The following is a 23,703-nucleotide window of genomic DNA, read 5'->3' on the forward strand; positions in this document are numbered from 1 at the left end:
CCCATGACGACACTGCTCCAGCCCGGGCGGATCTCGCCCATGCGCAAGGTCCCCGCCCACATCGAGCGGCCGGAGTACGTCGGCAAGAAGCGCCCCAAGACCGGAGAGTCCGACGTGAAGACGCCGGAGGTCATCGAGCGCATGCGGATCGCCGGCAGGCTCGCCGCCCAAGCCCTCGACGAGGTCGGCAAGCACGTACGGCCGGGCGTCACCACCGACGAGCTCGACCGGGTCGGCCACGAGTTCCTGCTCGACCACGACGCCTACCCGAGCACGCTCGGCTACAAGGGCTACCCCAAGTCGCTGTGCACCTCGATCAACGAGGTCATCTGCCACGGCATCCCCGACGACACCGTGCTGCGCGACGGCGACATCGTCAACGTCGACATCACCGCTTTCATCGGCGGCGTCCACGGCGACACCGACGCCACCTACCTGGTCGGCGAGGTGGACGAGGAGTCCAGGCTGCTGGTCGAGCGCACCCGCGAGGCCATGATGCGGGCCATCAAGGCGGTCGCCCCCGGCCGCCAGCTCAACATCGTCGGCCGCGTCATCGAGTCCTACGCCAAGCGCTTCGGCTACGGTGTCGTGCGCGACTTCACCGGCCACGGCATCGGCACGAGCTTCCACTCCGGCCTGATGGTCCCCCACTACGAGGACCCGTCGCTGCGCGTGGAGCTGCGCCCCGGCATGACGTTCACGATCGAGCCGATGCTCACGCTCGGCACCATCGACTACGACATCTGGGCCGACGGCTGGACCGCGGTGACCAAGGACCGCAAGCGCACCGCCCAGTTCGAGCACACCATCCTGGTCACCGACACCGGCAGCGAGATCCTCACCCTCGCTTAGGCACCACGCCGGTCACCGTCGTGCCCTCGCCGCGGACGCTGTTGACCGACAGGCTGCCGCCGATCTCGGCGAAGCGGGCCCGCATCCGGGTGATGCCCCGGCCCGCGTTGGCCGCGTGGAACCCATCGCCGTCGTCGCTGACCGTCATCCGCAGGCCGCTCCTGCCGACGGTCACGGCGACGGAGACCACCCGTGCTCCGCTGTGCCGCTCGACGTTGGCCAGGGCCTCCTCGATCGCCGCGAGCACCGCCCGCGCGATGGGCTGCGGGACCTCGGTCGCCGGCAGCGCCCAGGTCTCCACGGTGATCCCGGTGCGTTCGCCCCAGTCGCCGAGAAAGCCCTCCAGCTCCTCGGCCAGGCCCCGCCCCCCGCGCATGCGCGTCTCTTCCGCCAAGTGATCTCGCCCTTCCGACAAGCGGGCAACGCACCGGACCTGACTCCGGCCTTCCCCGACCACGGCGATGCGGCCGTGGGACTGCCCGGCTCCCCCGCTGAAAAGCCTACTAGGGCAGGTGCCGCGCGTGGGGGTGACAAGGTTCTATGGCGCGGGGGTTACTCTCCCTTGTCCGCCTTGTCCGCCTTGTTCAGCCGCGCGAGATAGTCGTTGTACCGGTTGAGCTCGGTGTCCCCGCCCGGGTTGCGGTCCGCGCGCCGATCCTCCCGCCGCGCCGTGCGATCCTCGTCGCGATACCACTGTACGGCTATCGCCAGCAGAACGATCAAGGTCGGGATCTCCCCGAACCCCCAGGCGATGGCTCCGCCGTTGCTCTGGTCGGCCAGCAGCGGCCCGCCCCACGTGCGCCCGAGCTGCTCGTACCAGTCGGCGGCCAGCACCGTGCCCATCATCATCAGCGCGATGCCGAAGAACGCGTGGAACGGCATGGTCACGAACAGCAGCAGCAGCCGTCCCACGTACGGCAGCTTGTGCGGCGACGGGTCCACGCCGATGATCACCCAGAAGAACAGGCTGCCGCTCAGCAGGAAGTGCAGCGTCATCGCGATGTGGCCCAGGTGCTCCTCCATCGCGCCGGCGAACAGCGGGGTGAAGTAGAGCGCGTAGGTCGAGGCGATGAAGATCGCGGTGGCGATCGCCGGGTGGGCGATGACCTTCACCGCCCTGCTGTGCAGGATCGTCGTCAGCCACTCGCGCGGGCCCCTGTCGCCGCGGCGGGCGGCGGGCTTGAGCGCGCGCAGCGCCAGCGTCACCGGGGCGCCCAGCACCAGGAAGATCGGGACGATCATGGACAGCGTCATGTGCTCGACCATGTGCACGCTGAACATGACCTTGGCGTAGCGGGCCACGCCGCTCTGGGTGGCGATCACCAGGACGGCCACGCCGGCGAACCACGACACCGTGCGGCCCCAGGGCCACTTGTCGCCTCGCTTCAGCAGGCGGTGGACGGCGGCGCCGTACAGGATGGCGAGGGCGGCGGCGATGGCGGCGAAGAACAGATCGAACCACCACATCGAGGCCAGCGTGGACAGCGTCATCGGCGGCGGCATCGCGAAGCCCAGCAGCTCGAAGGCGCGGTCGGCGGGCAGGCTCACCACCGGCGGCGGGGTGCGCGAGAGTGCCACCGCGAGGCCGACGGTGGCGAACATCAGCAGCGCCTCGCCCGCCGCCAGCCTGGTGAACGCCCTCGGCTTGCCCGCCTCCAGGCTGACCAGGGTGCGCTGGCGGTGGTACCAGCCGATGTAGCCGAGCAGCACGAAGCCCACGGTCTTGGCGACGATGAGCACGCCGTAGCTGGAGGTCCACAGGTCGGAGACGGCGGTCAGCCGCGCCACGACGCTGAGCAGGCCGGAGGCGCCGACGACCACGTAGAACCACAGCGCGGCCCGGGAGAAGCGGGCGGCCGCCTGCTCCAGTTGCGGCGCCTTGCGCACCGCGTGGACCACGAGCACGACCAGCCCGCCCACCCACAGCGCGAGGCCGGTCAGGTGCAGCGACAGCCCGGCCGTGGCCAGGTCGTGGTTGGGCGAGGAGGAGGCGTGCCCGGTCAGCGCGGGCGGCAGCAGCGCGACCAGCCCGAGCACGAGCAGCCCCGCGGCGGCCCCCGCGGTGATGGCCCCGCGCGAGAACAGCGCGATGGCCACCCCGAACAGGATCACCAGCGTCAGCGCGATGCCGTTGCCGACCTGCGTGGCGTAGCTCGGGATGTAGTTCTTGAGAACGACGTTCGCCACCGAGTCGGTGTAGAGGTCGGAGAGCTGGAAGAGCATCAGCAGGAACGCGAAGCCCGCCCACGACAGCGCCGTCCACGAGGCGGCCTTGACGTAGCCGAGCGCGCTCTTGCCGAGCATCCCCTTGTCGCTGGGCAGCAGCAGCGCGGCCACGAGCAGCAGTCCGACGGTGGCCACGGCGGCGGCGTCCATGCCGAGCTTGGACAGCGGCAGCCCCCAGCGCGTCAGCGGCCCTGCCACCGGGATGCCGGGGATGATCCGGGGGAAGGCCGCGCCGCCCACGATCAGCGCCACGACCAGCCCGGCTACGGCGGCGGCGACGGATCCGAGCGCCACCCGGGCGGTTCTGCTCACGGCTTCTTTCTCCGCATGCTCAACAGGAATCCGATGCCGATGCCGACCAGGCCGCCGACCACGATGATCAGCCAGATCGGGAACGTGGCCTGTCCCTCCCGCTCGGCGCCGACCGGGGTCTGCTCCGGCGTCTGCACCTGCTCCGCCGGCGAGGGCGGCGGGGCGGCGCTCGCGCTCTGCGACGGCGTCGCCTCCGGCGTGGGGGCGCCCTTCACGGTGAACGGGATCTCACCCTCGATCGGGTGCCCGTCGGAGGAGACCACCCGGTAGGCGATCGTGTACTTCCCGTCCCGCAGCGTGCCCTTGAGCGCCTGCGTCACCACCTTGCCGTCGAGCGCCGGCTTGCCCTCGTGGAACTCGCCGCCGTCACCCCTCACGATGACGAACGGCATGCGCACCTTGGCGGTGAACTCCAGCTTCACCTGGTCCACGGACTCGACCGTGCTGCCCTTGGCCGGGTCGCTGGTCCGCAGCGCGTCGTGGGCCAGGGCGGGGGCGGCGGTGCCGAGGAGGATCAGGGCGGCGAGGATCGCGGTGAGTGCCGCGAGCGGGGATCTGTTCATGGCATCCCCAAGGCTACCCACGCCGCCGCCCGGTCCCGCCGCCGCGCCGGTGGCTACAGACCGGCCGAGGCCAGCGCCCGCTGATACGCCCCGACGGCGCCCTCGACGTCTCCGAGCTCCTCCATGCCCTCGGCCGCGGCGTACCAGGTGCTGGCGACCTTGCTGGAGTCGGGCATCGGGCTCAGCCACGCGCGCACCGCGTCGATCTCGCCAGAGGCGTCGTCGAACCTGCCCAGCCCGATGTAGGCGCGGCTCATCAGCAGGTGGGACTCCGCGCCCGCCGCCCGCGCGGTGCCGGGAGCCGCGTCGCGGCCCATCGCCGCGTGCGTGAGCGCCTCCTCCAGACGACCGCCGACGATCTCGCTGCGTGCCAGCTCCATCAGTCCGTGGGCCTTGTCGAAGGTGCTCGCGGAGGTCTCCGAAAGCTCCTGGTTGGCACGCAGCACGATCTCGCGCGCCTCGCCGCTGGCCTGCGGGCGCACCCGCAGCAGCAGGGCCGCGTAGGCCAGCCGCATCCGGGCGAGGTTACGCGGCTGCCCGGTCTCGGACTGCACCGCGAGCGCGCGCTCGGCCAGCGACATGGCCTCCTCGCCCTGGCCCATGGCCAGCGCGACGAGGGAGGCGTTCCAGTTGGCGGCGACGACGGAGCGCGGGGTGCCGAGGGCGTCGGAGGCGTTGAGGAGCTCGGCGGCGTACTGGCGGGCGCGCAGCAGGTCGCCGCGGTAGAGGTAGGCCGCCAGCAGGTTCGCGCCCAGCTCGATGAGGGGGTCGGACCAGGAGGGGCGGCTCGGGGAACCGAGGACGGCCTCCCCGACCTCGACCGCCTCGGTGAGGCGGTCGCTGACCTTGTAGACGCGCACCAGCGCGCTGGCGACCTCGATCTGACGCTCGGGCGGGAGCTCGTCCTCGCGCAGCCTGCAGAGGATCTGCGCGGCGCCCTCCAGGTCGCCGGACGCCTCCGTGGCCAGAGCAAGTCCGAATTGTACGTCTTGACGCAGTGAAGCGAGACCTGTCAGGTTATTGTCGGCCAGCAGCTCGGCGAACCGGGTTCTGGCCTCGGTGACCTCACCGTTTTCCAGCGCCAGACGGGCGTAGCCGAGTGCGAGCTCGATGTCCTCCATCTGCTCGGCGGTTACACCGTTGACCAGATAGGAGAGTGAGCAGTCGAGCTTCTGGGCGAGGAGCTCAAGGACCGCAGGAGTCGGGGTACGCTTGCCACTCTCGATCAAGGAGACGTAGCTGTCGGACAGTTCGGGATGCGCCAGTTGGGCCTGCGACAGCCCCCGCTGTCGCCTGACGGTTTTAATCCGCAAGCCGACCAGGTCAGATGTGGTCACCGCTGACGCTCCCTGAAATGATAGATCCCAGTATCACCCACAGGCGAGGGAGAACCCCCATGCGCACGCGACTTGCCATGTCCGCACTAGCTGTAGTGATTGCGACCATTTCGGTCGCTGGAGGCAATGCTACGGCGGCACATGCCGAATCGCCATCCATCCCTCAAGTCAGCGCCTCGTTCGACATTCCTTCCTGCTGCTGACCGCATCGGCAGTTCGCGCCACCCACTTGCTCAGCCGCACTCTGTGCGAGTGGGCGGCGTTGTCCCCGTCCTGTTGATGCGCCCCACGCGCACCCCGTGCAAACAGGCTAGATCGCGCGTCTACATTTCACCTACATTCGGAGCCTGGCTCCGACGTGGTGGGGGATCCGAGTGACGTCCGACGTTCGCATCCGCCTTCTCGGCGTGGTAGGCGGGTCGACGACACGTGGTGCCATCGACCTGGGGCCACCTCGGCAGCAGGCGGTCCTGGCGATGCTGGCCTGCCACGCGCCCCAGCCGGTCGGCATCTCCGACCTGGTCGACGGACTGTGGAGCGGCGACCCGCCGCGTACCGCCCAGCAGAGTATCTACACCTACATCGCCGGCCTGCGCCGGGTCCTCGACGACTCCCGCGCACCCCGGGCGCAAGGGTCCGTCATTCTCGCCGCCGGACGCGGCTACCAGCTCCTGCTCGACCCGAGGCAGATCGACGCCCGCCTGTTCGCCCTCCATCTCGAGGAAGCACGCCTGCTGCAGGGCGGTGACCGCCACTCGGAGGCGCTCCCGCTGCTGGAGCGCGCCCTCGGACTCGCGCAGGGACCGCCGCTCAGCGGCGTGCCCGGCCCCTTCGCCGACGCCGAGCGGGCCCGGCTGCGCGAGCTCCACCTCTCCGCGGTCGAGCGCCGGGCCGAGTCGCTGCTGCGGCTGGGCCGAGCCGGCGACGCGCTCCCCGCGCTCCAGGAGTCGGTGGCGCGCCACCCTTCCCACGAACGGCTGCGCGAACTGCTCATGCTGGCGCTCTTCCAGGACGGCAGGCAGGCGGAGGCGCTGGCGGTCTTCGCCGAAGGGCGCCGGGTCCTCGCCGAAGAGCTGGGCGTCGACCCCGGAGAGGGTCTGCGTGCCGCGCACGAGCTCGTTCTGCGCGGGGTGGCGGCGCCCCGCCCCGGTGTGCCGCGCGAGCTGCCCCGCCCGCTGTCCGGCTTCGTCGGCAGGGACGCGGAGATCGTCCGGCTGCGGTCTCTGCTCGATCCCGAGGGCGGCGGGACGCCCCACCCGTTCGTCGCGATCTGCGGCCCGCCCGGGGTGGGGAAGTCGGCCCTGGCCGTCCTCCTGGCCGACGCCGTCAAGGACCGCTTCCCCGACGGGCAGCTGTTCGTCAACCTTCGCGGGGCGACTCCGGAGCTCGCGCCGCTGTCGCCGGTGGACGTGTTCGGCCGCTTCCTGCGGGCGCTGGGCGTCGCCGGGCAGGTCGTCCCGGCCGATGCCGACGAGGCGGCCGCGCTGTGGCGTACCCACATCGACGGCAGGCGGCTGCTGATCGTCCTCGACGACGCGGCCGGCCTGCGGCAGATCCTGCCCCTGCTCGGCGTGCCCCTCGGCACGTCGGTTCTGGTGACCGGCCGCGAGACGCTGTCGGGCGGCGACGACTGCGAGCAGCTCGTGCTCTCCGGCCTCTCCTCGGCGGAGTCGGCGGAGATGCTGGCGAAGCTCGCCGGATCCGAGCGGGTGGCGGCGCAGCCCGCCGACGCCGCGCGGGTGGCGCACATGTGCGGCGGCCTGCCGCTGGCCCTGCGCATCGCCGGGGCGCGGCTGGCGGAGCGGCCGGAGTGGAGCCTGTCCGCGCTGGCCGCGCGGCTGAGCGACGAGCGGACCCGGCTGGACGAGCTCCAGATCGGGACGCTGGCGGTCCAGCCCAGCATGGCGTCGAGCTGGACCGCGCTGCGTGACGCCGGGCGGGCGCGCGACAGCGCCGCCGCCCGCCTGCTGGCGCTGCTCGGCGTGCTTCACCTCCCCGACGTGACCGCCGAGATCGCGGGCGCCCTGCTCGGCGGGCCGGCGGCCGCGGCTCGCGGGGCGCTCGACCGGCTGGTCGAGGTTCACCTGCTGGAGCCGGTCCAGGACGACCGCTTCCAGATGCACGACCTCGTCCGGCTCTTCGCGACCACCTTGCGGCCGGAGGGAGCGCGCGAGACGGTCGTGCGGGTCCTGACGTGCCTGATCGCCACGACGCGCCGGGCGGTCAACCTGACCGATCCCCAGCGGGTGCTGGCGCCCCTGCCGGAGCTGGACGCGCCTCCCGCGCCCCTGCGCGACGCCGGTCAGGCCCGGCGGTGGCTGCTCGACGAGGAGGCCAACCTCCTGGCCGCCACGAAACAGGCGATGTCGGACGACGACGAGGAGATCGCCAGGCTCGGGGTCGCGCTCACGTTCGCCCTCATGTGGTTCCAGCACGGCACGTACCGCCTGACGGAGATGTCGGCCTGCAACGAACAGGCCCTGGAGGTGGCCGCTCGCCTGGACGACGGCTCCCTCGCCTGCCACGCCCACAACCACCTCGCCTTCGTGGCGTTGCATCGCGGCCAGCTCGCCGAGGCCCTGCGGCACCGTGAGCTGGAGCTCGACCTGGCACGGCGGAGCGGCGACACCTTCAGCGAGCAGCGGTCCCTCGGCAACCTCGCCAACATCCACGTCAAGCGGGGCGACTGCGAGCTGGCCCTGGAGTACGCCGCGCGGCAGTACGAGATCGCCCGCGAACTCGGCTCGCGGCTCGGCATGCGCTACGCCCAGATGATGCGGGGCGACGCCCTCCGCTACCTCGGCAGGCGCGAGGAGGCCGTCAGCGCCCTGGACGAGGCGATGGCCAGTGCCGTCGCCGACGACGACGCCCACCACGAGGCGGCCCTCCACATGATCCTCGGAGAGATCTGCCTGGAGGAGCGGCGTCCGGCGGACGCCTTGGGCAGCCTCCACCGCTCCCTGGAACTCAACCGCAAGGTGATCTACCGCGTGGCCGAGGTCCGCGTGCTCGTCCGCATCTCTCAGGCGCACCGTCAGCTCGGCCAGCCGGCCCTCGCCCTGGAGCACGTCGAACAGGCGCTGCTCCTGTCCCGCACGCTCGACAGGTCCGAGTGGCAGGGCCAGGCACGCCAGGAGCACGCCGCCGTCTACCGTGAGCTCGGCGTGCCGCCGGTGGACCCGGCCTGATCAGGGAGCGCGCAGGGCCAGGTAGAAGTCCACGCGGTCGCCCATGGTCGACAGGTCGCGTCCGGTGAGGTCCTCGATGCGCTTGATCCGGTAACGGACCGTGTTCACGTGCACGTGCAGATGCTCGGCGCACACCTGCCACGACCCCGCCGTGTCGAGGAACGTCCGCAGGGTCAGCATCAGCTCCGACTGGTGCCGGCTGTCGTAGTCGAGCAGCGGTCCCAGCAGGCTGGCGGCGAACGACCTGCTGATGTCGGCGGGCACCGTGGCCAGCAGCAGGCCGTGCGTGTAGATCTCGGCGCTGGTGACGACGCCGCCGCCGCGGCTCTCCGCGAGCCGGCGGGCATGGCCGGACTCCGCGACGCCGCCGCGCAGCGCGGCGGCCCCGGACAGGGCGCTGCTGAGCCCGGCCCGGACGCTGGTGCCGGGCAGCGACGACAGCACGTCCATGCCGGCGCGCAGCCGGTCGGCCAGGTCGTTCACGGTCCGGCCGCGCAGGGGCACGACGGCGATCGCGCCGTCCTCGCCCGCCGCCGCCACGGCCTCGCGTCCCAGCAGTTCCTCCAGCACCTGGCCGCCGAGCGTCACGGGGTCGGGGTCGCCCGCCCGCGCGCCCGTCGCCGTGGCGTTCACCACCGTGTACGGCTCCGCCGCGTCGATCCCGCAGGTCCGCAGCCCGGCGTTGAGCTCGGCGGCGTCGCCGTCGGCCAGGGCGGCGGCGACCAGTTGCTCGACCAGGCGGCGCTCCACCCGGCGGGCCGCGTCCACGCGGATGCGCTCCAGCGCGACGCAGGCGGCCAGCTCGTAGCCGAGGTCGGCCCGGTCGAGCAGGTCGCCGTCGCAGGCCAGGGCCCATCCGGCGGCCCGGTGGCCGCGGCCGACGGCGAAGACGGTGTACTCGCCCGCCCGGCACGGCAACCGGGGCGCGGCCAGGTAGGCGCGGGCCAGCCGTACCCTGACCGGCTCCTCACCCACGTCGGCGGGAACTCCCACCACGGAACCCGCAGCCGGGCCGCCTTCGGAGGCCGAGGCCACGTCTTCAGAGGGTGGGGTGACGTCGTCAGTGTTGTCGGGGGTTGGGGGGTCGGGGAGGGTGCCGGCGATCAGTTCGCCGGAGGCGGAGACGACCGCGCCCGTCACGCCGAGCTCCGCGGCCGTCAGGGCGACGAGCTCGGGCAGGTCGGCGCCCTCCGCCACCGCCGCGACGATGCGCCGGTGGCGGCCGAGCGCCTCGCGCACGTCGCCCGACAGCCGGGGCACGACGATCTCGCTGAGCGTGCGGAAGGAGACCGCGGTCGGAACCTCGATCAGGGGCAGGCCCGCGTCGGCGCAGGCGGCGACCAGGTCGTCGGGGACGTGCCCGAGCCACGCGTGCCCGGCCCCGAGCGCGGCCACGCCCGCCTCGCGCAGCGCCGCGACGAACCGCGGCGAGTCGCCGGGACCCTGGCGCCACAGCAGGCCGGTGAGCACCAGTTCGCCGCCGGACAGGTAGCGGCCGGGCTCGGGCAGGTCGGTGATGTACACGGAGGTGAACGCCGCGGAGGGATCGCCCGTGAGCAGGTTGAGGCGCAGCTCCGGGATCGCCAGCAGGTCACTGATGCGCACTTGGAGGAATATACAAGTCGGCCCGCCAACCGCTGACCGCGATTTCACCTGTCGCGCGTAGGAGGGCCGCGCGGGCCGGTGCTGTACTCGGAAGATGACGGAGACGGTCGGCACGACGCGGCAGGGCGTGGGCGAGAGCGCACGCCGGCCCGACGCGGCGCTGAAGGTGACGGGCGAGTTCGCGTACGCGTCCGATCTGTGGCTGGACGGCATGGTCTGGGGCGTGACGCTGCGCAGCCCGCACGCCTCGGCCTGGATCCGGTCGATCGACGTGGGCCCGGCGCTGCTGATGGACGGCGTACGCGCGGTGCTGACGCACGAGGACGTGCCCGGCGAGAAGTTCTACGGCCTGGAGCACCGCGACCAGCCGGTGCTCGCCATCGACCAGGTGCGCTACCAGGGCGAGCCGGTGGCGCTGGTGGCCGCCGACCATCCGGAGACGGCACGCCGCGCGGCGGCGGCGATCGTCGTGGAGTACGAGCCGCGCCCCGCCGTCACCGACCCCAGGGCGGCGGCCGACGACCCGGGCCAGCCGAAGGTGCAGCCGGGCGGCAACGTGCTGCGCAGGCAGCCGGTCACGGTCGGCGACACGTTCGAGGCCGAGGTGGTCGTGCGCGGCGAGTACGAGGTCGGCATGCAGGACCAGGCATTTCTCGGCCCGGAGTCCGGGCTGGCGGTGCCCGACGGCGAGGGCGGCGTCGACCTGTACATCGCCACCCAGTGGCTGCACGTCGACCGCGACCAGCTAGCCCCGTGCCTGGGCCTGCCGCCGGAGAAGGTACGGCTCACGCTGTCGGGCGTCGGCGGCGCGTTCGGCGCGAGGGAGGACCTGTCGATGCAGGTCCACGCCTGCATGCTGGCGCTGCGCCTGAACCGGCCGGTCAAGATGTCCTACGGGCGCGAGGAGTCGTTCTTCGGCCACGTCCACCGCCACCCGGCCTGGATGCGCTACGAGCACGGCGCCACCCGCGACGGCCGGCTCGTCTACGTCAAGGCCGACATCCTCCTGGACGGCGGCGCCTACTGCTCCTCCTCGCCCGCCGTCGTCGGCAACGCGGCCTCGCTCGGCGTCGGCCCGTACGAGGTGCCGAACGTGCGGGTCGTCGCCACCGGCGTCTACACCAACAATCCGCCCTGCGGCGCGATGCGCGGCTTCGGCGCCGTGCAGGCGTGCTACGCCTACGAGTCGCAGATGGACAAGCTCGCCGCGGCCTGCGGGCTGTCGCCGGTCGAGGTCCGCGTGCGCAACGCCGTCGCGCAGGGCTCGCGGCTCATCACCGGCCAGCTCATCGACGCGCCCGCGCCGCTGGCCGGCATGCTGCGCACGCTGGAGTCGATGCCGCTGCCGCCCGCCGCCGCCGGCCGTCCCGACCTGCTCGACCTGCCGGGCGGCGTCTCGCAGACGACCCACGGGGAGTCGGTACGGCGGGGCGTCGGCTACGGCGTCGGCATCAAGAACATCTGCTTCTCCGAGGGCTTCGACGACTACTCCACGGCCAGGGTCCGCGCCGAACTGGTCAACGGCGAGCCGCACGTCACCGTGCACACCGCCGCCGCGGAGGTGGGCCAGGGGCTGGTGACCGTACAGGCGCAGATCGCCAGGACCGAGCTGGGCGTGGACGACGTCACCGTGGCCACGGCGGACACGGCGGTCGGCTCCGCGGGCTCGTCGTCGGCCTCCCGGCAGTCGTACGTCACCGGCGGCGCGGTGAAGGCGGCCTGCGAGGCGGTGCGGGCGCGGTTCCAGGGGCTGGAGGCGCGGGCGGCGCTGGAGAAGTTCGGGCCGATCGAGGAGACGCGGGAGTACCGGCACCGGCCGACGTACCCGCTGGACCCGGTGACCGGGCAGGGCGACTCGCACACCCAGCTCGCCCTGTGCGTGCACCGGGCGGTCGTGGACGTGGACGTCGAGCTCGGGCTGGTCAAGGTGGTGGAGCTGGCGGCGGTGCAGGACGTGGGGCGGGTGCTCAATCCGGTGGCGCTGGAGGGTCAGATCCACGGTGGCACCGCGCAGGGGCTCGGGCTGGCGCTGATGGAGGAGATCCAGGTCAGGGACGGGCGCGTGGTGAACCCGTCGTTCACCGACTACCTGATCCCGACCATCCTCGACATGCCGCCGATGCGGCTGGAGATCCTGGAGAACGCCGACCCGGCCGCACCGTACGGACTGAGGGGGGCCGGTGAGCCGCCCACGCTGTCCTCGACGCCCGCGATCGCGGCGGCGGTGCGCGACGCGACCGGGCTGGAGCTTTCGCGGGTGCCGATCAGACCCGAGGAGATAGCGCTCCTATAGGTTGTGCGGATGAGCAACATCGAGGATGAGGCGAGAGAAGAATTCGCCAGGTTCGACACCGACGGCGATGGCGTCATCACCGTCGAGGAGATCCGGAAGGTCAACGAGGCACTGGGGACGCACGGCCTCGACCGCACCGAGATCGAGCTGTTCATCAGATCGGCGGACAAGGACGGGGACGGGCGCATCGGACTGGAGGAGTTCGTCGCCATGGTCGGCGGCGGGCGGCACGAGAAGGCATGACCGGCTCCCCCGCCGGGTAGGCAACCGGCACTCCCCCTTGATCGCTAGGGGGGACCGCTGTGCTCGACCGCTTCTTCGAGCTGTCCGGGCGGGGGACGACCGTCGGCCGTGAGGTACGCGGTGGCATCACCACGTTCATGGCCATGGCCTACATCATCCTGCTCAACCCGATCATCCTGGGCGGTGCCAAGGATGTCACCGGCGCGCAGCTCACCATCGCCCAGCTCACCACCTCCACGGCGCTGGCCGCCGCGATCTGCACCCTGCTCATGGCCGTCGCGGGCAACGCGCCGTTCGGACTGGCGGCCGGGCTCGGGCTGAACGCCGTGGTGGCCTACCAGGCGGCGCCGTTCATGACCTGGGCGCAGGCGATGGGCCTGGTGGTCCTCGAAGGCATCGTGATCATCATCCTGGCCGTGACCGGGCTGCGCACGCTGATCATGAACGCGATCCCGCTGGCGCTCAAGCACGCGATCAGCGTCGGCATCGGCATGTTCATCGCCCTGATCGGCCTCGTGGACGCCAGCTTCGTCGGTCGCGGCACCGGCACGCCAGTGCAGCTCGGCGCGACCGGCCACCTGGCCGGGTGGCCGGTGACGGTGTTCTGCTTCGGCCTGCTCCTCATGATCGTCCTGTACGTCCGCAGGACGCCGGGCGCCATCCTCATCAGCATCGTCGTCACCACGATCGTGGCCGTCGTCGTGAACTCCCTCGCCGTCATCGACCCCAAGACCTGGGGCATCGTGGTGCCGCGACTGCCCGAGTCGCTGGTCGCGGCGCCCGACTTCGGGCTGGTCGGGCAGGTGGACGTGTTCGGCGGCTTCGCGCGGGCGGGCGTGGTGACCGCGACCGTGGTGCTGTTCACGCTGGTGCTGTCCGGGTTCTTCGACGCGATGGGCACGATCATCGGGGTCAGCGACGAGGCCGGTCTGGTCGACGAGAAGGGCCGGGTGCCTCGGCTGGGCGCCATCCTCACCGTGGACGGTGTCGCCGGCGTCGTGGGCGGCTCCATGAGCGCCTCGGCCAACACCGTGTTCGTGGAGTCGGCGGCCGGGGTCGGGGAGGGGGCGCGTACCGGTCTGGCCAGCGTGGCGACGGGGGCGCTGCTGGGTTTGACCCTGCTGTTCACGCCGCTGGCGGCGGTGGTGCCGCCGGCCGCGGCCACGCCCGCGCTCGTGCTGGTCGGGGCGCTGATGATGACGCAGGCACGCAAGATCAACTGGGAGGATCTGGACCTGGCCATCCCGGCGTTCCTGACGATCGCGCTGATGCCGTTCACGTACTCGATCACCAACGGCGTCGGGGCCGGGGTGATCGCCTACACGCTGATCAAGGCGGTGCGCGGGAGGTTCCAGGAGATCCCGTGGCTGCTCTGGGTGGTTTCGGTGATCTTCCTGGCCTATTTCGGGATCTCCGGGTTCGAGGGGCTGTTCGGCTGACGGGCCAGGGCCAGGTCGAGGGCCTGCCGTTCGGTGCGGACGCGCGCCTCCCAGCGCGGGTTCTTCAGCGCGGCGGCGAGGTCCGCCGCCCGCCCGGCCGGCTCCTCCGCCTCCTCCGGCCCCAGCCCCACAAGTCGGACCTGTGCGCAGTCGTCGCCCGCGGCCAGCGTCTCCCTGCTGGTCACGATGAGCACCACGCCCGGCGGGGGTGACAGGAGCGGCCGCACGTGGGCGAGGCCCGCGGCGTCGTCGAGGATGACCAGGACGCGGCACCGCGGACTCCCCGGTCTCCGGCACCCCGCGCAGACCCGCCACGTAGGTGTAGATGCTCTGCCCGGCCGAGCGCGGCGCCCGCGCGCCCCACAGCCCCTCGATCAGCGCGGCCATCGCGACCGGCTGGGGCGCGTGCACCGCCAGCATCGCCAGGACGGCCTGCCGGCGGGGCGGGCCCGTGACGAACTCCCCCGCGGGCGTGAGCAAGCCCACCGGCCCGAACAACAGAACCCGCACCTGGTCACCCTCCGAAGACCCGACTCACCGGCGAACCTAGCCAGCGCCCCCGACGAAAAAGCCGGCTCAGAGATCGCCCGAGTTGCAGGCGGCGCCGTTCTTGTCCTTGTCGGTGTACCAGAAGTACTCCGCGTCGCGGTCCTTGAAGTAGGGGCCCTTGCCCGCGGCCACGACCTCCTTGCAGCCGGCGAACCGCCGGTCGTCGGCGGGCAGCCGCGAGCCGCCGGTCGGGTTCGCGCCGACCGGGGTGTTGGCGGCCGGGGCGGTCGTGCTGGGGGCGCCGGTGCCGGGAGGCGTGGTCGCGGTGGGAGCGCCGGTGCCGGGCGGCGCGACCGGGGTGCCGGTGTTCGGCAGCCCCGTGGTCGGCGCACCCGTGTTCGGCAGGCCGGTGTCGGGCGGGCCGGTGCCCGGGTCGGTCGGCTGGCCCGTGGTCGGCAGGCCGGTGGCGCCGGGGTCGGCGCCCAGGCGTACGGCGAGGGCCTCGGCGTCGGTCTTCATCAGGGGGCCGATGCTGACGCTGTCGCCGTCCATCGCCTGGGTGACGTTCGGGGCGGCCACGACGACGTTGGGCGGCGTGAGCACCACGGCCAGCGGCCGCTGGTCCTTGACCAGCTCCTGGATGATCGTGGCCACCCTCGCCTTGAACGCGGGCGCCATGGCGATGCGGACCGAGTACGTGCCGTCGTCCTCGGCCACGGTCTCGATCTGCTGCACGGAGTCGACCGTGACGCCCCTGCCGATGAGGAAGCAGGTGGTCTGCTTCTCGTCCAGGACGGCCTCCTCGCCGGGGCAGGGCGCCTCCTTGGACTCGCGCACCGGCGCGAAGTGGATCGGGGTGGCCAGCCGCATCGGCGGCACCGCGCCCAGCAGCGGGGCGTCGGGGCTCCTGGTCATGAGGACGGCGACCGCCCCCAGCACTCCGGCGATCACGATCACCAGGACGAGCGAGACGATCAGGACGATCGTGGTGAGCTTGCTGGCCTGCGGCTGTTCAGGCCGCGGTGTGTCGGAGACCGGTGGATTCTCCATCGACATGGACGACGACCCCATCCTGGCGTTCGCGGGCTGCCGGTGAGCTTATCGAGGACAAGCCGGACCGGGGTAATCAGCCGGAATTTCTCAACTTTCCACCATGGTGTGAGGAAGAATGGAAGAACAATTACAGATTGTCGATAGTTCTGTTTGGCCGTCGAGCCGAGAGTGGTCTCATGAAGGTCGGAGTACCCCGCGAGATCAAGAACAACGAGTTCCGCGTGGCTCTCACCCCCGCGGGCGTCCACGAGTTCGTCCGGCACGGCCATCAGGTCCTGCTGGAGAAGGACGCCGGCGCCGGCTCGGCCATCCCGGACGCCGACTTCGCCGCCGCAGGAGCACTCGTCCTGGACTCGGCCGACGCCGTCTGGGCCGAGGCCGATCTGGTTATGAAGGTCAAGGAGCCCGTGGCCGAGGAGTATCACCGGATGCGCAAGGGTCAGGTGCTGTTCACGTACCTGCACCTGGCGGCCTCCGAGGCGTGTACGCGCGCGATGCTGGAGTCGGGGGTGACCGGCATCGCGTACGAGACCGTGCAGGACGCGAACGGCGCGCTGCCGCTGCTGGCGCCGATGTCGGAGGTGGCGGGACGGCTCGCGCCCCAGGTCGGCGCCTACCATTTGATGCGCTCGGAGGGCGGCAGGGGCGTGCTCATGGGCGGCGTGCCCGGCGTGCGGGCGGCCAACGTCGTCGTCATCGGCGCGGGCGTGTCCGGCATGAACGCGGCCGCCATCGCGCTCGGCATGCAGGCCGAGGTGCTGCTGCTGGACCGCAACATCGACAAGCTGCGCCAGGCCGACGCCATCTACCAGGGTCACTGCCAGACGGTCGCCTCGAACACGCTGGAGATCGAGCTCGCCGTGCTGGAGGCCGACCTGGTCATCGGGGCCGTGCTGGTGCCGGGCGCGAGGGCGCCGAAGCTGGTCTCCAACGACCTCGTACGCCGGATGAAGCCAGGCTCGGTGCTCGTGGACATCTCCATCGACCAGGGCGGCTGCTTCGAGGACTCGCGCCCGACCACGCACGCCGAGCCGACCTACCGGGTCCACGACTCGATCTTCTACTGCGTGGCCAACATGCCGGGCGCGGTGCCGCACACCTCGACGTACGCGCTGACGAACGTGACCCTCCCCTACGCCCTGGCCATCGCCGACCAGGGCTGGGCGCGGGCGCTGCGCGGCGACCCGGCGCTGGAGCACGGGCTCAGCACACACGAAGGGCACCTCACCAGCCGGCCCGTGGCGGAGGCGCACGGGCTGGAGTGGGTGCCCATCGAGGACGTGCTCGGCTGAGGCTAGCGCCGGGTCACTGCTGCGACTGCGACGGCACCGGCGACGGGCTGCCGGACGGCTGCTGCTGCTGCGGCTCGGGCGGCAGCGGGGCCTGGTCGGCGGTCGTGGTGACCGCCTGCTCGCCACCGCAGGTCGCGCCGGGCTCGGGGGTGTCCTTGCCGTTCTGGTACTTCTTGATGAACGCGGGCAGCTTCTCGTCGGTGGCCTTGTCCAGCTTCAACTGGTGGCCCCAGGAGGAGGCCACGATCGGAGCGGGCAGGTTCGGGAACGGGCTGACCAGCATGTACTCGATGCTGCCGGTCTCACCGGCGACCTTCTTCAGCGCGTCGACCTCGGCCTTGGGCAGGTCCGGCCGGTAGGTGATCCAGACCGCGCCGTGCTCCAGCGAGTGGACCGCGTGCTCGGAGTGGATGGGCTTGTCGTAGATGTCGCACTGCTGCCAGTAGTTGTTGTGCTCGCCACCCACCGGCGGGTTCTCCTTGTAGGAGACCTTGTTCCACACGTGCTGCCCGGCCTCGTACTTGACGCTGGTGACGGCGTCGAGCGAGCTGGCCCTCGACTGGTTGATCATGTAGAAGCCGACCACGCCGACGAGCAGCACGATGACCGCGCCACCCGCTCCCCACATGAGGAGCGCGGTGCGGCGCTCCTTACGCCTTTGCGTGGCCCGCATCTTCTCCAGATGCTCGCGCCGCGCCTGCGCTTTCTCCTTCGTCATCGCGATTTTCCTCCATCGGCATGCCAACTGCGGGTCACCCTATGCCCTCCGGGCGTATATGGAGAATAAGAAGCTTAACGACGAGCTCACGCCATGCCTGGGTAGGCTGGAAACGACATGAACAAGCTCATCGCCGTCGCCGCGGTCGCCATGGCGGCCATCGCCGCCTTCCTGCTGTTCGGCAGGGGAGGCACGCCGTCAGAGACCTCCGCGGAGGCCGGGTTCGCCCGCGACATGGCCACCCATCACGCGCAGGCGGTGGACATGTCGTTCACGATCAGGGACAAGGGCCCCGCCCCCGAGGTGCGCAACCTCGCCTTCGACATCATCAACACCCAGGCGAACCAGCGCGGCATGTTCCTCGGCTGGCTGCAGCAGTGGGACCTCGGCCAGACGACCGACCTGCGGCCGATGGCGTGGATGAGCGGCCACGGGCACGGCGGGCAGCCGGTGAAGGCGGGCGTGATGCCCGGCATGGCCTCGCGCGAGGAGCTGGACAGGCTCAAGGCGGCGCGGGGCAAGGACGCCGAGGTGCTCTTCCTGCAGCTCATGATCCGCCACCACGAGGGCGGCGTGCAGATGGCCAGGGGACTGCTGCCGCTGTCGGAGCGCGACGAGGTGACCGGCATGGCGCAGAAGATCATCGACGGCCAGAACGGCGAGATCAAGCTGATGACCGAGATGCTCAAGCACCGCGGGGCGCAGCCGCTGCCGTCCATCTTGTGATCTACGACGCCGCGGTGGTCGGCTCGGGCCCCAACGGGCTCGTGGCCGCGATCACGCTCGCCGCGGCGGGACGCCGGGTGCTGCTGCTGGAGGCGGCCGACCGGTTCGGCGGCGCGCTGCGTTCGGCCGAGCTGACGCTGCCCGGCCACGTCCACGACGTGGGCGCCACGGTGCTGGCGATGGCGCTGGTCTCCCCCGCCTTCCGCGCGCTCGGGCTGAGCACGCTCGTGCCGTTCGCGCAGCCCAGGATCGCCGTGGCCCATCCGCTGGACGACCGGCCCGCCGCGCTGGTCCATCGCGACGCCGGCCGTACCGCTGAGGGGCTGGGGCGGGACGCGGCGGCGTGGCGCGCGTCGGTCGGCGCCGCGGCGCGCGCGGGCGCGCCGCTGGTGGAGACGCTGCTGTCGCCGCTCTCGCCGCCCAGGGCGCCGGTGGCGGCGGCGCGGTTCGGGATGCTCGGCGCGCTGCCCGTGACCGTGCTCGGGCGCGCGCTGTTCAGGACCGCCGAGGGGCGGGCGCTGCTGGCGGGCATGGCCGCGCACTCGATGCTCGACCTGCGCGCGCCGATCACGAGCGGGTACGGCATGCTGCTCGCGGCCAGCGCGCACATGGTCGGCTGGCCGCTGGTCAGGGGCGGTTCGCAGGTGCTGGCCGACGCGCTGGTGGAGCGGCTGAGGAGGCTGGGCGGCGTCACGGTGAGCGGCCACCGGGTACGCGACCTGCGCGAGCTGGACGCGCCGGTCGTCATGCTGGACGTGACGCCGCGGCAGTTCCTGCGGATGGCCGAGCTGCCCAAGGGCTACCGCGACCGGCTGCGCCGCTTCCGTTACGGGCCGGGCGTGTTCAAGATGGACTGGGCGCTCGACGGCCCGGTGCCCTGGCGCGATCCGCAGGTGGCGCCGGCGGGCACGGTCCACCTGGGCGGCACGCTGGAGGAGATCGCGCTGAGCGAGGCCGAGGTGTCGGCGGGCCGCCACTCGCCCCGGCCGTACGTGCTGCTCGTGCAGCCGTACGCGGCCGACCCCACGCGCGGCGGCCACACGCTGTGGGCCTACTGCCACGTCCCGCGCGGCTCGACGGCCGACATGAGCGCCGCGATCGAGGCGCAGATCGAGCGGTACGCGCCGGGCTTCCGCGACCGGGTCCTGGCCAGGCATACGATGAACACCGCCGACCTGGAGCGGTTCGACCAGAACCTGGTCGGCGGCGACATCAACGGCGGCGCCGGCTCGCTCGGGCAGTTCGTCAAGCGGCCCGTCTGGTCACCGGCGCCCTGGCGCACGCCGCTGCCCGGCGTGTACCTGTGCTCCTCCTCGACCCCGCCCGGCGGCGGGGCCCACGGCATGGGCGGCTACCACGCCGCCCGGCTGGCGCTGCGCGAGCACCCCTGACGGCTCAGGCCGCCATCTCCTCGCGTACGGCGGCGGCGAAGGCGTCCACGTCGGCCTCGGTGGTGTCGAAGGAGCACATCCAGCGCACCTCGCCGGTCGCCGGGTTCCAGGTGTAGAAGCGGAAGCGCTTCTGCAGCCGCTCCGTCACCTCCGGCGGCAGGATGGCGAAGACGGCGTTGGCCTCGACGGGCCTCGGCACCTCGACGCCGGGGATGTCGCGCACGGCCTCGGCCAGGCGGCGGCCCATCGCGTTGGCCTGGCGGGCGTTGCGCAGCCACAGGTCGCCGCCGAGCAGCGCCTCGAACTGGGCCGAGACGAAGCGCATCTTGGACGACAACTGCATGTACGTCTTGCGCAGGTAGTCGACTCCGCGGGCGGCGGCGGGGTTGAGCACCACGACGGCCTCGCCGTACAGCAGCCCAATCTTCGTGCCGCCGAAGGAGAGGACGTCCACGCCCGCGTCGGTGGTGAGCGCGCGCAGGGGCACGCCCAGGGCGGCGGCGGCGTTGGTGAGGCGGGAGCCGTCGAGGTGGACCTTAAGGCCCCGTTCGTGGGCGTGCGCGCAGATCGCGGTGATCTCGCCGGGGGTGTAGACGGTGCCGAGCTCGGTGGTGTTGGAGATCGACACGACGCCGGGCTGGGCGCGGTGCACGTCGCCGAACCCCCACGCCTGCGTGTCGATCAGCTCCGGGGTGAGCTTGCCGTCGGGCGTGGCGACCGTGAACAGCTTGATGCCGCCCGCCACCTCCGGCGCCCCGCCCTCGTCGGTGTGGATGTGGGCGGTGTCGGCGCAGATGACCGCCTGCCAGGGGTCGAGCATGGAGCGCAGCGAGACCACGTTGGCGGCGGTGCCGTTGAAGACCGGGTAGGTCTGCGCCCGCTCGCCGAAGTGCCGCTGGAAGACGCCGTGCAGGGCCTCGGTGTAGACGTCCTCGCCGTAGGAGATCTGGTGGCCGCCGTTCGCGCGGACGATGGCCTCCAGGATCTCCGGGTGGACGCCCGCGTAGTTGTCGCTCGCGAACGCCTTCAGCTCTGGGTCGTGCCGGGGAATCACGCGGTGAGGTCCAATCGGGTGCCGTTGATCTGTGCCGCCGGACGCTCGTAGAGGCCGCCGATGGCTTCGGCGAGGGTACGCACGTCGGTGAACCCCTCGAACCGCGCCTCCGGCTTGGCCGCCCGCATGGCGTCGTTGACCAGCGCCTTCACCACCAGGATGACGGCGGCGGAGCCGGTGTCCTTCAGCGCGTCGGCCAGCGACCTGGTCCACGCCTCCGAGGCGGCCTTGGCCGCGGCGTAGCAGGCGCCGCCCGCGGTGGGGTTCTCGGCCGCCTTGGCCGAGACGATCACGAACCGGCCGTTGTCGCTCTTGCGCAGCAGCGGCTCGAAGGCCAGCGTGACGTGCTGCAGGGTGCGCACGAGCAGGTCGTGCAGCACGTTCCACTCGTCGAGGTCGGTGTCGGCGAACGTCCTACCGCCGCGCCAGCCGCCCACGAGGTGCACCACCCCGTCGACGCGGCCGTGCTCGACGTCGATGCGCTCGGCCAGCGCCTGTACGGCGGCGCGGTCCAGCAGGTCGACCTCGTCCTTGTCCACGCCGACGACGGTGTGGCCCTGCTTCTCGAAGTACGCGGTGACCGCCTGGCCCGTGGGCCCGGCGGCGCCGGTGATGAGGATGATCATGCGCGGATCCCCTTGGTGCTCTCGACGACGTCTGCGAGCTTACGGCGCAGCGCCTCGTAGAACATGCTCAGGGGGAACTCGTCCGGCAGCACCGCGTCCACCTTGGCCTTCTGCTCCTCCGGCAGCGCCTGGATGCCCTTGGCCCAGGTCGAACCCGGGTTCGCCGCCACGTAGGCGCTGACCAGGTCATACGCCGCCAGCCAGTGCGCGATCTTGGACCGGTCGATGCTGTCGCGGTAGAGCTTCTCCACCTCCCCGCGCAGGTCGGCCACGCCGTCCGCGACCCGCTCCCAGTCGATCGTGAGCCGGTTGTCGGTCCAGCGCACGATGTCGTTGCGGTGCAGGTAAGCGAACAGGAGCTGCCCGCCGAGCCCGTCGTAGTTGCGCACCCGCTCGCCGGTGATCGGGAAACGGAAGAGCCGGTCGAACAGGATCGCGATCTGCACGTAACGCGCGTGCGGCACCCCGTCCTTCTCCAGCTTCACCGCCTCGCCGAACGCGGTCAGGTCACAGCGCAGTTCCTCCAGCGAGTAGAGCCAGTACGGCATGCGCTGCTTGATCATGAACGGGTCGAACGGCAGGTCACCATGGCTGTGCGTACGGTCGTGGATCAGGTCCCACATGACGAACGTGTCCCGGGCGAGCTGCTGCGAGGCCAGCAGCCGGGCGGCGTCCGGCGGCAGGTCCAGCTTGAGCGTGGCGGCGGCGGCGCCGGAGACCGCCCGGAACCTGGCCGCCTCCCGGTCGGCGAAGATGCCGCCCCAGGTGAAGCGCTGCGGCGCCTGCCTGACCGCGACGGTCTCGGGGAACAGCACGGCCGAGTGGGTGTCGTAGCCCGAGGTGAAGTCCTCGAAGGCGATCGGGACGAACATCGGGTTGTCGTAGCCCCCGGCCTCCAGCGCGGCCAGCCAGTCGGGCCAGATCGTACGGATCCAGACGGCCTCGACGTTGCGGTTGGGGTTGCCGTTCTGCGTGTACATCGGGAACACCACCAGGTGCTCCAGGCCGTCCACGCGCTGGGTGTCGGGGTGGAAGAGCTCCAGCGAGGCGAGGAAGTCGGGGACGCCGAGGTCCTGCTCCGACCAGGCGCGCAGGTCGTCCTGCACGGCCTGGAGGTAGGCGGCGTCGTGCGGGAAGTGCGCGGACATCTCGGCCACCTGGCGGGCGATCGAGCCGACCAGTTCCTTGGCCCGCTCCTTCTCCTCCTCCCGCACCGACCCGTCCTTGACCTGCAGCGGCCGCAGCTCCTCGACCGTGGCCTTGAGCCTGGCGAAGCCTTCTGCCTTGGTCTTGTCCTGGTCCGTCCTGCTTCGTTCGTCGGAGGGGAGGCGGGCGGCCCAGGTGACCACGTTGCCCCAGAGGCGGCGGTGGTCGTAGTCCTCGATGGAGTCGTCGCCGAACAGGTCGGAGTCGGCGAACACGACCACCCTGCCCTTGCCGTACTCGAGGGCCACGGCCAGGGGGGTGGTGGCGGGGGTGGCGGACGGCGAGGACGCGAACAGGACGGTGGCCTGCTTGCTGTCCGGACCCTCGCTTTCCTGGACGGAGGCGAGGGTCAGGACGCCGGACCGGTAGAAGCAGGCCCGCCCGACACCCGCGAGCAGCCCGTCAGAGGTGTTCTTCTCGGCCAGGACCCAGGTGGCGACGTCCCGATGGGCGTGCCCGAGGTCGCGCACGGTGGTGTGCTCGACCTTCACCCCGAAGCGGCCCAGCAGGTCGTTGAGGTTGTTGCCGTACTTGTCCTGCTCCTCCTCGGCCAGCACGACCAGCCCGCCACCGTCCGCGACATAGGCGGTGATGGCGTCGAGCTCGGCAGCCGAGAACACGGGGCTGCCCTGCCCGGTGGTGCGCTCCCACCGCTCCCCCGAAGGATGCGCGATGACCAGCACGTCCTGGCCCTGGAGCGTTCCCGCGTCAAGCGGGCCGGTGGTGTGGGCGCCGACCGTGTGCCCAAGGTGCCGCAACTGACCGGCGGCACGCGCGTAGCTGTTGTCGTCGGGGTGGCCGGGGTTCATCGCCTCGGCCACGTCACGCCGGATGGTCCACGACTCGCTGTGGGCCTCGTCGAAGAGCACCTTGGGGAAGGACTTCATGAAATATCTCCTGCCAAAGTCACCTATTGACGGAAAATATACACGCAGACAGGGCATGCAACGCTAGTCCCTCCACAATCTAGACGACCGCCATCGAACCCATCGACGCTCCTCAAGGGCCTACACCCCCCAACGCGCCCCATACGTCCCGGCCGGCCAGCCCCTCAGGAGGCCGTGGTGACGAAATCCCGTTGAGCCTCGCT

Annotated in this window: 19 protein-coding genes; 8 read left to right on the forward strand and 11 right to left on the reverse strand. The window is 71.6% G+C overall.

The window, feature by feature from the left end; genetic code table 11:
• Nucleotides 1–3: 3 nt before the first annotated feature.
• Nucleotides 4–852, forward strand: a complete 849-nt coding sequence (map, locus tag ACIBEJ_RS28820; protein ID WP_397185960.1) for a type I methionyl aminopeptidase — start codon at nt 4–6, stop codon at nt 850–852.
• Here the strand turns inward: map and ACIBEJ_RS28825 are convergent.
• From ACIBEJ_RS28825 to ACIBEJ_RS28840, 4 genes are all read right to left on the reverse strand, one after another.
• A complete protein-coding gene (locus ACIBEJ_RS28825; protein WP_397185961.1) occupies nt 839–1,228 on the reverse strand; it encodes a sensor histidine kinase in 390 nt (129 codons plus the stop codon). The genes map and ACIBEJ_RS28825 overlap by 14 nt on opposite strands.
• 176 nt (nt 1,229–1,404) lie before the next feature.
• Nucleotides 1,405–3,390, reverse strand: coding sequence for a cytochrome c oxidase assembly protein (locus tag ACIBEJ_RS28830; RefSeq protein ID WP_397185962.1), 1,986 nt, complete (start codon nt 3,388–3,390; stop codon nt 1,405–1,407).
• Complete coding sequence (locus tag ACIBEJ_RS28835; RefSeq protein ID WP_397185963.1) at nt 3,387–3,953, reverse strand: copper resistance protein CopC; 567 nt, start codon at nt 3,951–3,953, stop codon at nt 3,387–3,389. The genes ACIBEJ_RS28830 and ACIBEJ_RS28835 overlap by 4 nt, the downstream gene beginning before the upstream one ends.
• Nucleotides 3,954–4,006: 53 nt before the next feature.
• A complete protein-coding gene (locus ACIBEJ_RS28840) occupies nt 4,007–5,290 on the reverse strand; it encodes a helix-turn-helix domain-containing protein (protein WP_397185964.1) in 1,284 nt (427 codons plus the stop codon).
• A 374-nt stretch (nt 5,291–5,664) separates the two neighbouring features.
• Between ACIBEJ_RS28840 and ACIBEJ_RS28845 the strand changes: the two genes are divergently transcribed.
• Nucleotides 5,665–8,478 (forward strand): BTAD domain-containing putative transcriptional regulator, encoded by a 2,814-nt coding sequence (locus ACIBEJ_RS28845; protein WP_397185965.1) that lies wholly within the window; start codon nt 5,665–5,667, stop codon nt 8,476–8,478.
• On the opposite strand, the gene ACIBEJ_RS28850 is transcribed toward ACIBEJ_RS28845, so the two are convergent.
• Nucleotides 8,479–10,083, reverse strand: coding sequence for a PucR family transcriptional regulator (locus tag ACIBEJ_RS28850; protein ID WP_397185966.1), 1,605 nt, complete (start codon nt 10,081–10,083; stop codon nt 8,479–8,481). It abuts the gene before it with no gap.
• A 94-nt stretch (nt 10,084–10,177) separates the two neighbouring features.
• Between ACIBEJ_RS28850 and ACIBEJ_RS28855 the strand changes: the two genes are divergently transcribed.
• The 3 genes from ACIBEJ_RS28855 to ACIBEJ_RS28865 are packed head-to-tail and all read left to right on the forward strand — an operon-like array spanning nt 10,178 to nt 14,058.
• Nucleotides 10,178–12,376: a xanthine dehydrogenase family protein molybdopterin-binding subunit gene (locus tag ACIBEJ_RS28855; RefSeq protein WP_397185967.1), complete on the forward strand. Its 2,199-nt coding sequence runs from the start codon at nt 10,178–10,180 to the stop codon at nt 12,374–12,376.
• A gap of 9 nt (nt 12,377–12,385) precedes the next feature.
• A complete protein-coding gene (locus ACIBEJ_RS28860) occupies nt 12,386–12,619 on the forward strand; it encodes an EF-hand domain-containing protein (protein WP_397185968.1) in 234 nt (77 codons plus the stop codon).
• A gap of 59 nt (nt 12,620–12,678) precedes the next feature.
• The gene (locus ACIBEJ_RS28865) at nt 12,679–14,058 is read left to right on the forward strand and encodes an NCS2 family permease (RefSeq protein WP_397185969.1); all 1,380 of its coding nucleotides are present in this window, start codon (nt 12,679–12,681) and stop codon (nt 14,056–14,058) included.
• On the opposite strand, the gene ACIBEJ_RS28870 is transcribed toward ACIBEJ_RS28865, so the two are convergent.
• Entirely contained in the window at nt 14,019–14,285 is a 267-nt protein-coding gene (locus ACIBEJ_RS28870) for a hypothetical protein (RefSeq protein WP_397185970.1), read from the reverse strand. The genes ACIBEJ_RS28865 and ACIBEJ_RS28870 overlap by 40 nt on opposite strands.
• 349 nt (nt 14,286–14,634) lie before the next feature.
• On the reverse strand, nt 14,635–15,597 hold the full coding sequence (locus ACIBEJ_RS28875; RefSeq protein WP_397185971.1) for an excalibur calcium-binding domain-containing protein: 963 nt from the start codon (nt 15,595–15,597) through the stop codon (nt 14,635–14,637).
• A gap of 179 nt (nt 15,598–15,776) precedes the next feature.
• On the opposite strand from ACIBEJ_RS28875, the gene ald reads away from it, so the two are divergent.
• Nucleotides 15,777–16,892, forward strand: a complete 1,116-nt coding sequence (gene ald, locus ACIBEJ_RS28880; protein WP_397185972.1) for an alanine dehydrogenase — start codon at nt 15,777–15,779, stop codon at nt 16,890–16,892.
• Between the two features lie 13 nt (nt 16,893–16,905).
• Here the strand turns inward: ald and ACIBEJ_RS28885 are convergent, their stop codons facing one another.
• The gene (locus tag ACIBEJ_RS28885; protein ID WP_397185973.1) at nt 16,906–17,610 is read right to left on the reverse strand and encodes a DUF3105 domain-containing protein; all 705 of its coding nucleotides are present in this window, start codon (nt 17,608–17,610) and stop codon (nt 16,906–16,908) included.
• 117 nt (nt 17,611–17,727) lie between these two features.
• On the opposite strand from ACIBEJ_RS28885, the gene ACIBEJ_RS28890 reads away from it, so the two are divergent.
• Nucleotides 17,728–18,336: a DUF305 domain-containing protein gene (locus tag ACIBEJ_RS28890; RefSeq protein WP_397185974.1), complete on the forward strand. Its 609-nt coding sequence runs from the start codon at nt 17,728–17,730 to the stop codon at nt 18,334–18,336.
• Entirely contained in the window at nt 18,333–19,727 is a 1,395-nt protein-coding gene (locus ACIBEJ_RS28895; protein ID WP_397185975.1) for a phytoene desaturase family protein, read from the forward strand. Before ACIBEJ_RS28890 ends, ACIBEJ_RS28895 begins: the two co-directional genes overlap by 4 nt.
• Before the next feature lie 4 nt (nt 19,728–19,731).
• Here the strand turns inward: ACIBEJ_RS28895 and ACIBEJ_RS28900 are convergent, their stop codons facing one another.
• From ACIBEJ_RS28900 to ACIBEJ_RS28910, 3 genes are read right to left on the reverse strand one after another with little or no spacing between them, the layout of a single operon-like run.
• Nucleotides 19,732–20,781, reverse strand: a complete 1,050-nt coding sequence (locus ACIBEJ_RS28900; RefSeq protein ID WP_397185976.1) for a threonine aldolase family protein — start codon at nt 20,779–20,781, stop codon at nt 19,732–19,734.
• Nucleotides 20,778–21,407 (reverse strand): SDR family NAD(P)-dependent oxidoreductase, encoded by a 630-nt coding sequence (locus ACIBEJ_RS28905; protein WP_397185977.1) that lies wholly within the window; start codon nt 21,405–21,407, stop codon nt 20,778–20,780. Before ACIBEJ_RS28905 ends, ACIBEJ_RS28900 begins: the two co-directional genes overlap by 4 nt.
• On the reverse strand, nt 21,404–23,500 hold the full coding sequence (locus ACIBEJ_RS28910; RefSeq protein ID WP_397185978.1) for a DUF6421 family protein: 2,097 nt from the start codon (nt 23,498–23,500) through the stop codon (nt 21,404–21,406). Before ACIBEJ_RS28910 ends, ACIBEJ_RS28905 begins: the two co-directional genes overlap by 4 nt.
• Nucleotides 23,501–23,703: the final 203 nt, after the last annotated feature.

Origin of the sequence: Nonomuraea sp. NPDC050790 (assembly GCF_044456745.1) — a bacterium.
In the GTDB taxonomy this organism is placed as follows: Bacteria; Actinomycetota; Actinomycetes; order Streptosporangiales; family Streptosporangiaceae; genus Nonomuraea.

Bases quoted from the DNA above. Each gene is read 5' to 3' on its own strand.
- ACIBEJ_RS28835 (WP_397185963.1), bottom strand. From the start codon at position 3,953: ATGAACAGATCCCCGCTCGCGGCACTCACCGCGATCCTCGCCGCCCTG.
- ACIBEJ_RS28855 (WP_397185967.1), top strand. From the start codon at position 10,178: ATGACGGAGACGGTCGGCACGACGCGGCAGGGCGTGGGCGAGAGCGCA.
- ACIBEJ_RS28860 (WP_397185968.1), top strand. From the start codon at position 12,386: ATGAGCAACATCGAGGATGAGGCGAGAGAAGAATTCGCCAGGTTCGAC.
- map (WP_397185960.1), top strand. From the start codon at position 4: ATGACGACACTGCTCCAGCCCGGGCGGATCTCGCCCATGCGCAAGGTC.
- ACIBEJ_RS28885 (WP_397185973.1), bottom strand. From the start codon at position 17,610: ATGACGAAGGAGAAAGCGCAGGCGCGGCGCGAGCATCTGGAGAAGATG.
- ald (WP_397185972.1), top strand. From the start codon at position 15,777: ATGAAGGTCGGAGTACCCCGCGAGATCAAGAACAACGAGTTCCGCGTG.
- ACIBEJ_RS28910 (WP_397185978.1), bottom strand. From the start codon at position 23,500: ATGAAGTCCTTCCCCAAGGTGCTCTTCGACGAGGCCCACAGCGAGTCG.
- ACIBEJ_RS28905 (WP_397185977.1), bottom strand. From the start codon at position 21,407: ATGATCATCCTCATCACCGGCGCCGCCGGGCCCACGGGCCAGGCGGTC.
- ACIBEJ_RS28875 (WP_397185971.1), bottom strand. From the start codon at position 15,597: ATGGAGAATCCACCGGTCTCCGACACACCGCGGCCTGAACAGCCGCAG.
- ACIBEJ_RS28890 (WP_397185974.1), top strand. From the start codon at position 17,728: ATGAACAAGCTCATCGCCGTCGCCGCGGTCGCCATGGCGGCCATCGCC.
- ACIBEJ_RS28825 (WP_397185961.1), bottom strand. From the start codon at position 1,228: ATGCGCGGGGGGCGGGGCCTGGCCGAGGAGCTGGAGGGCTTTCTCGGC.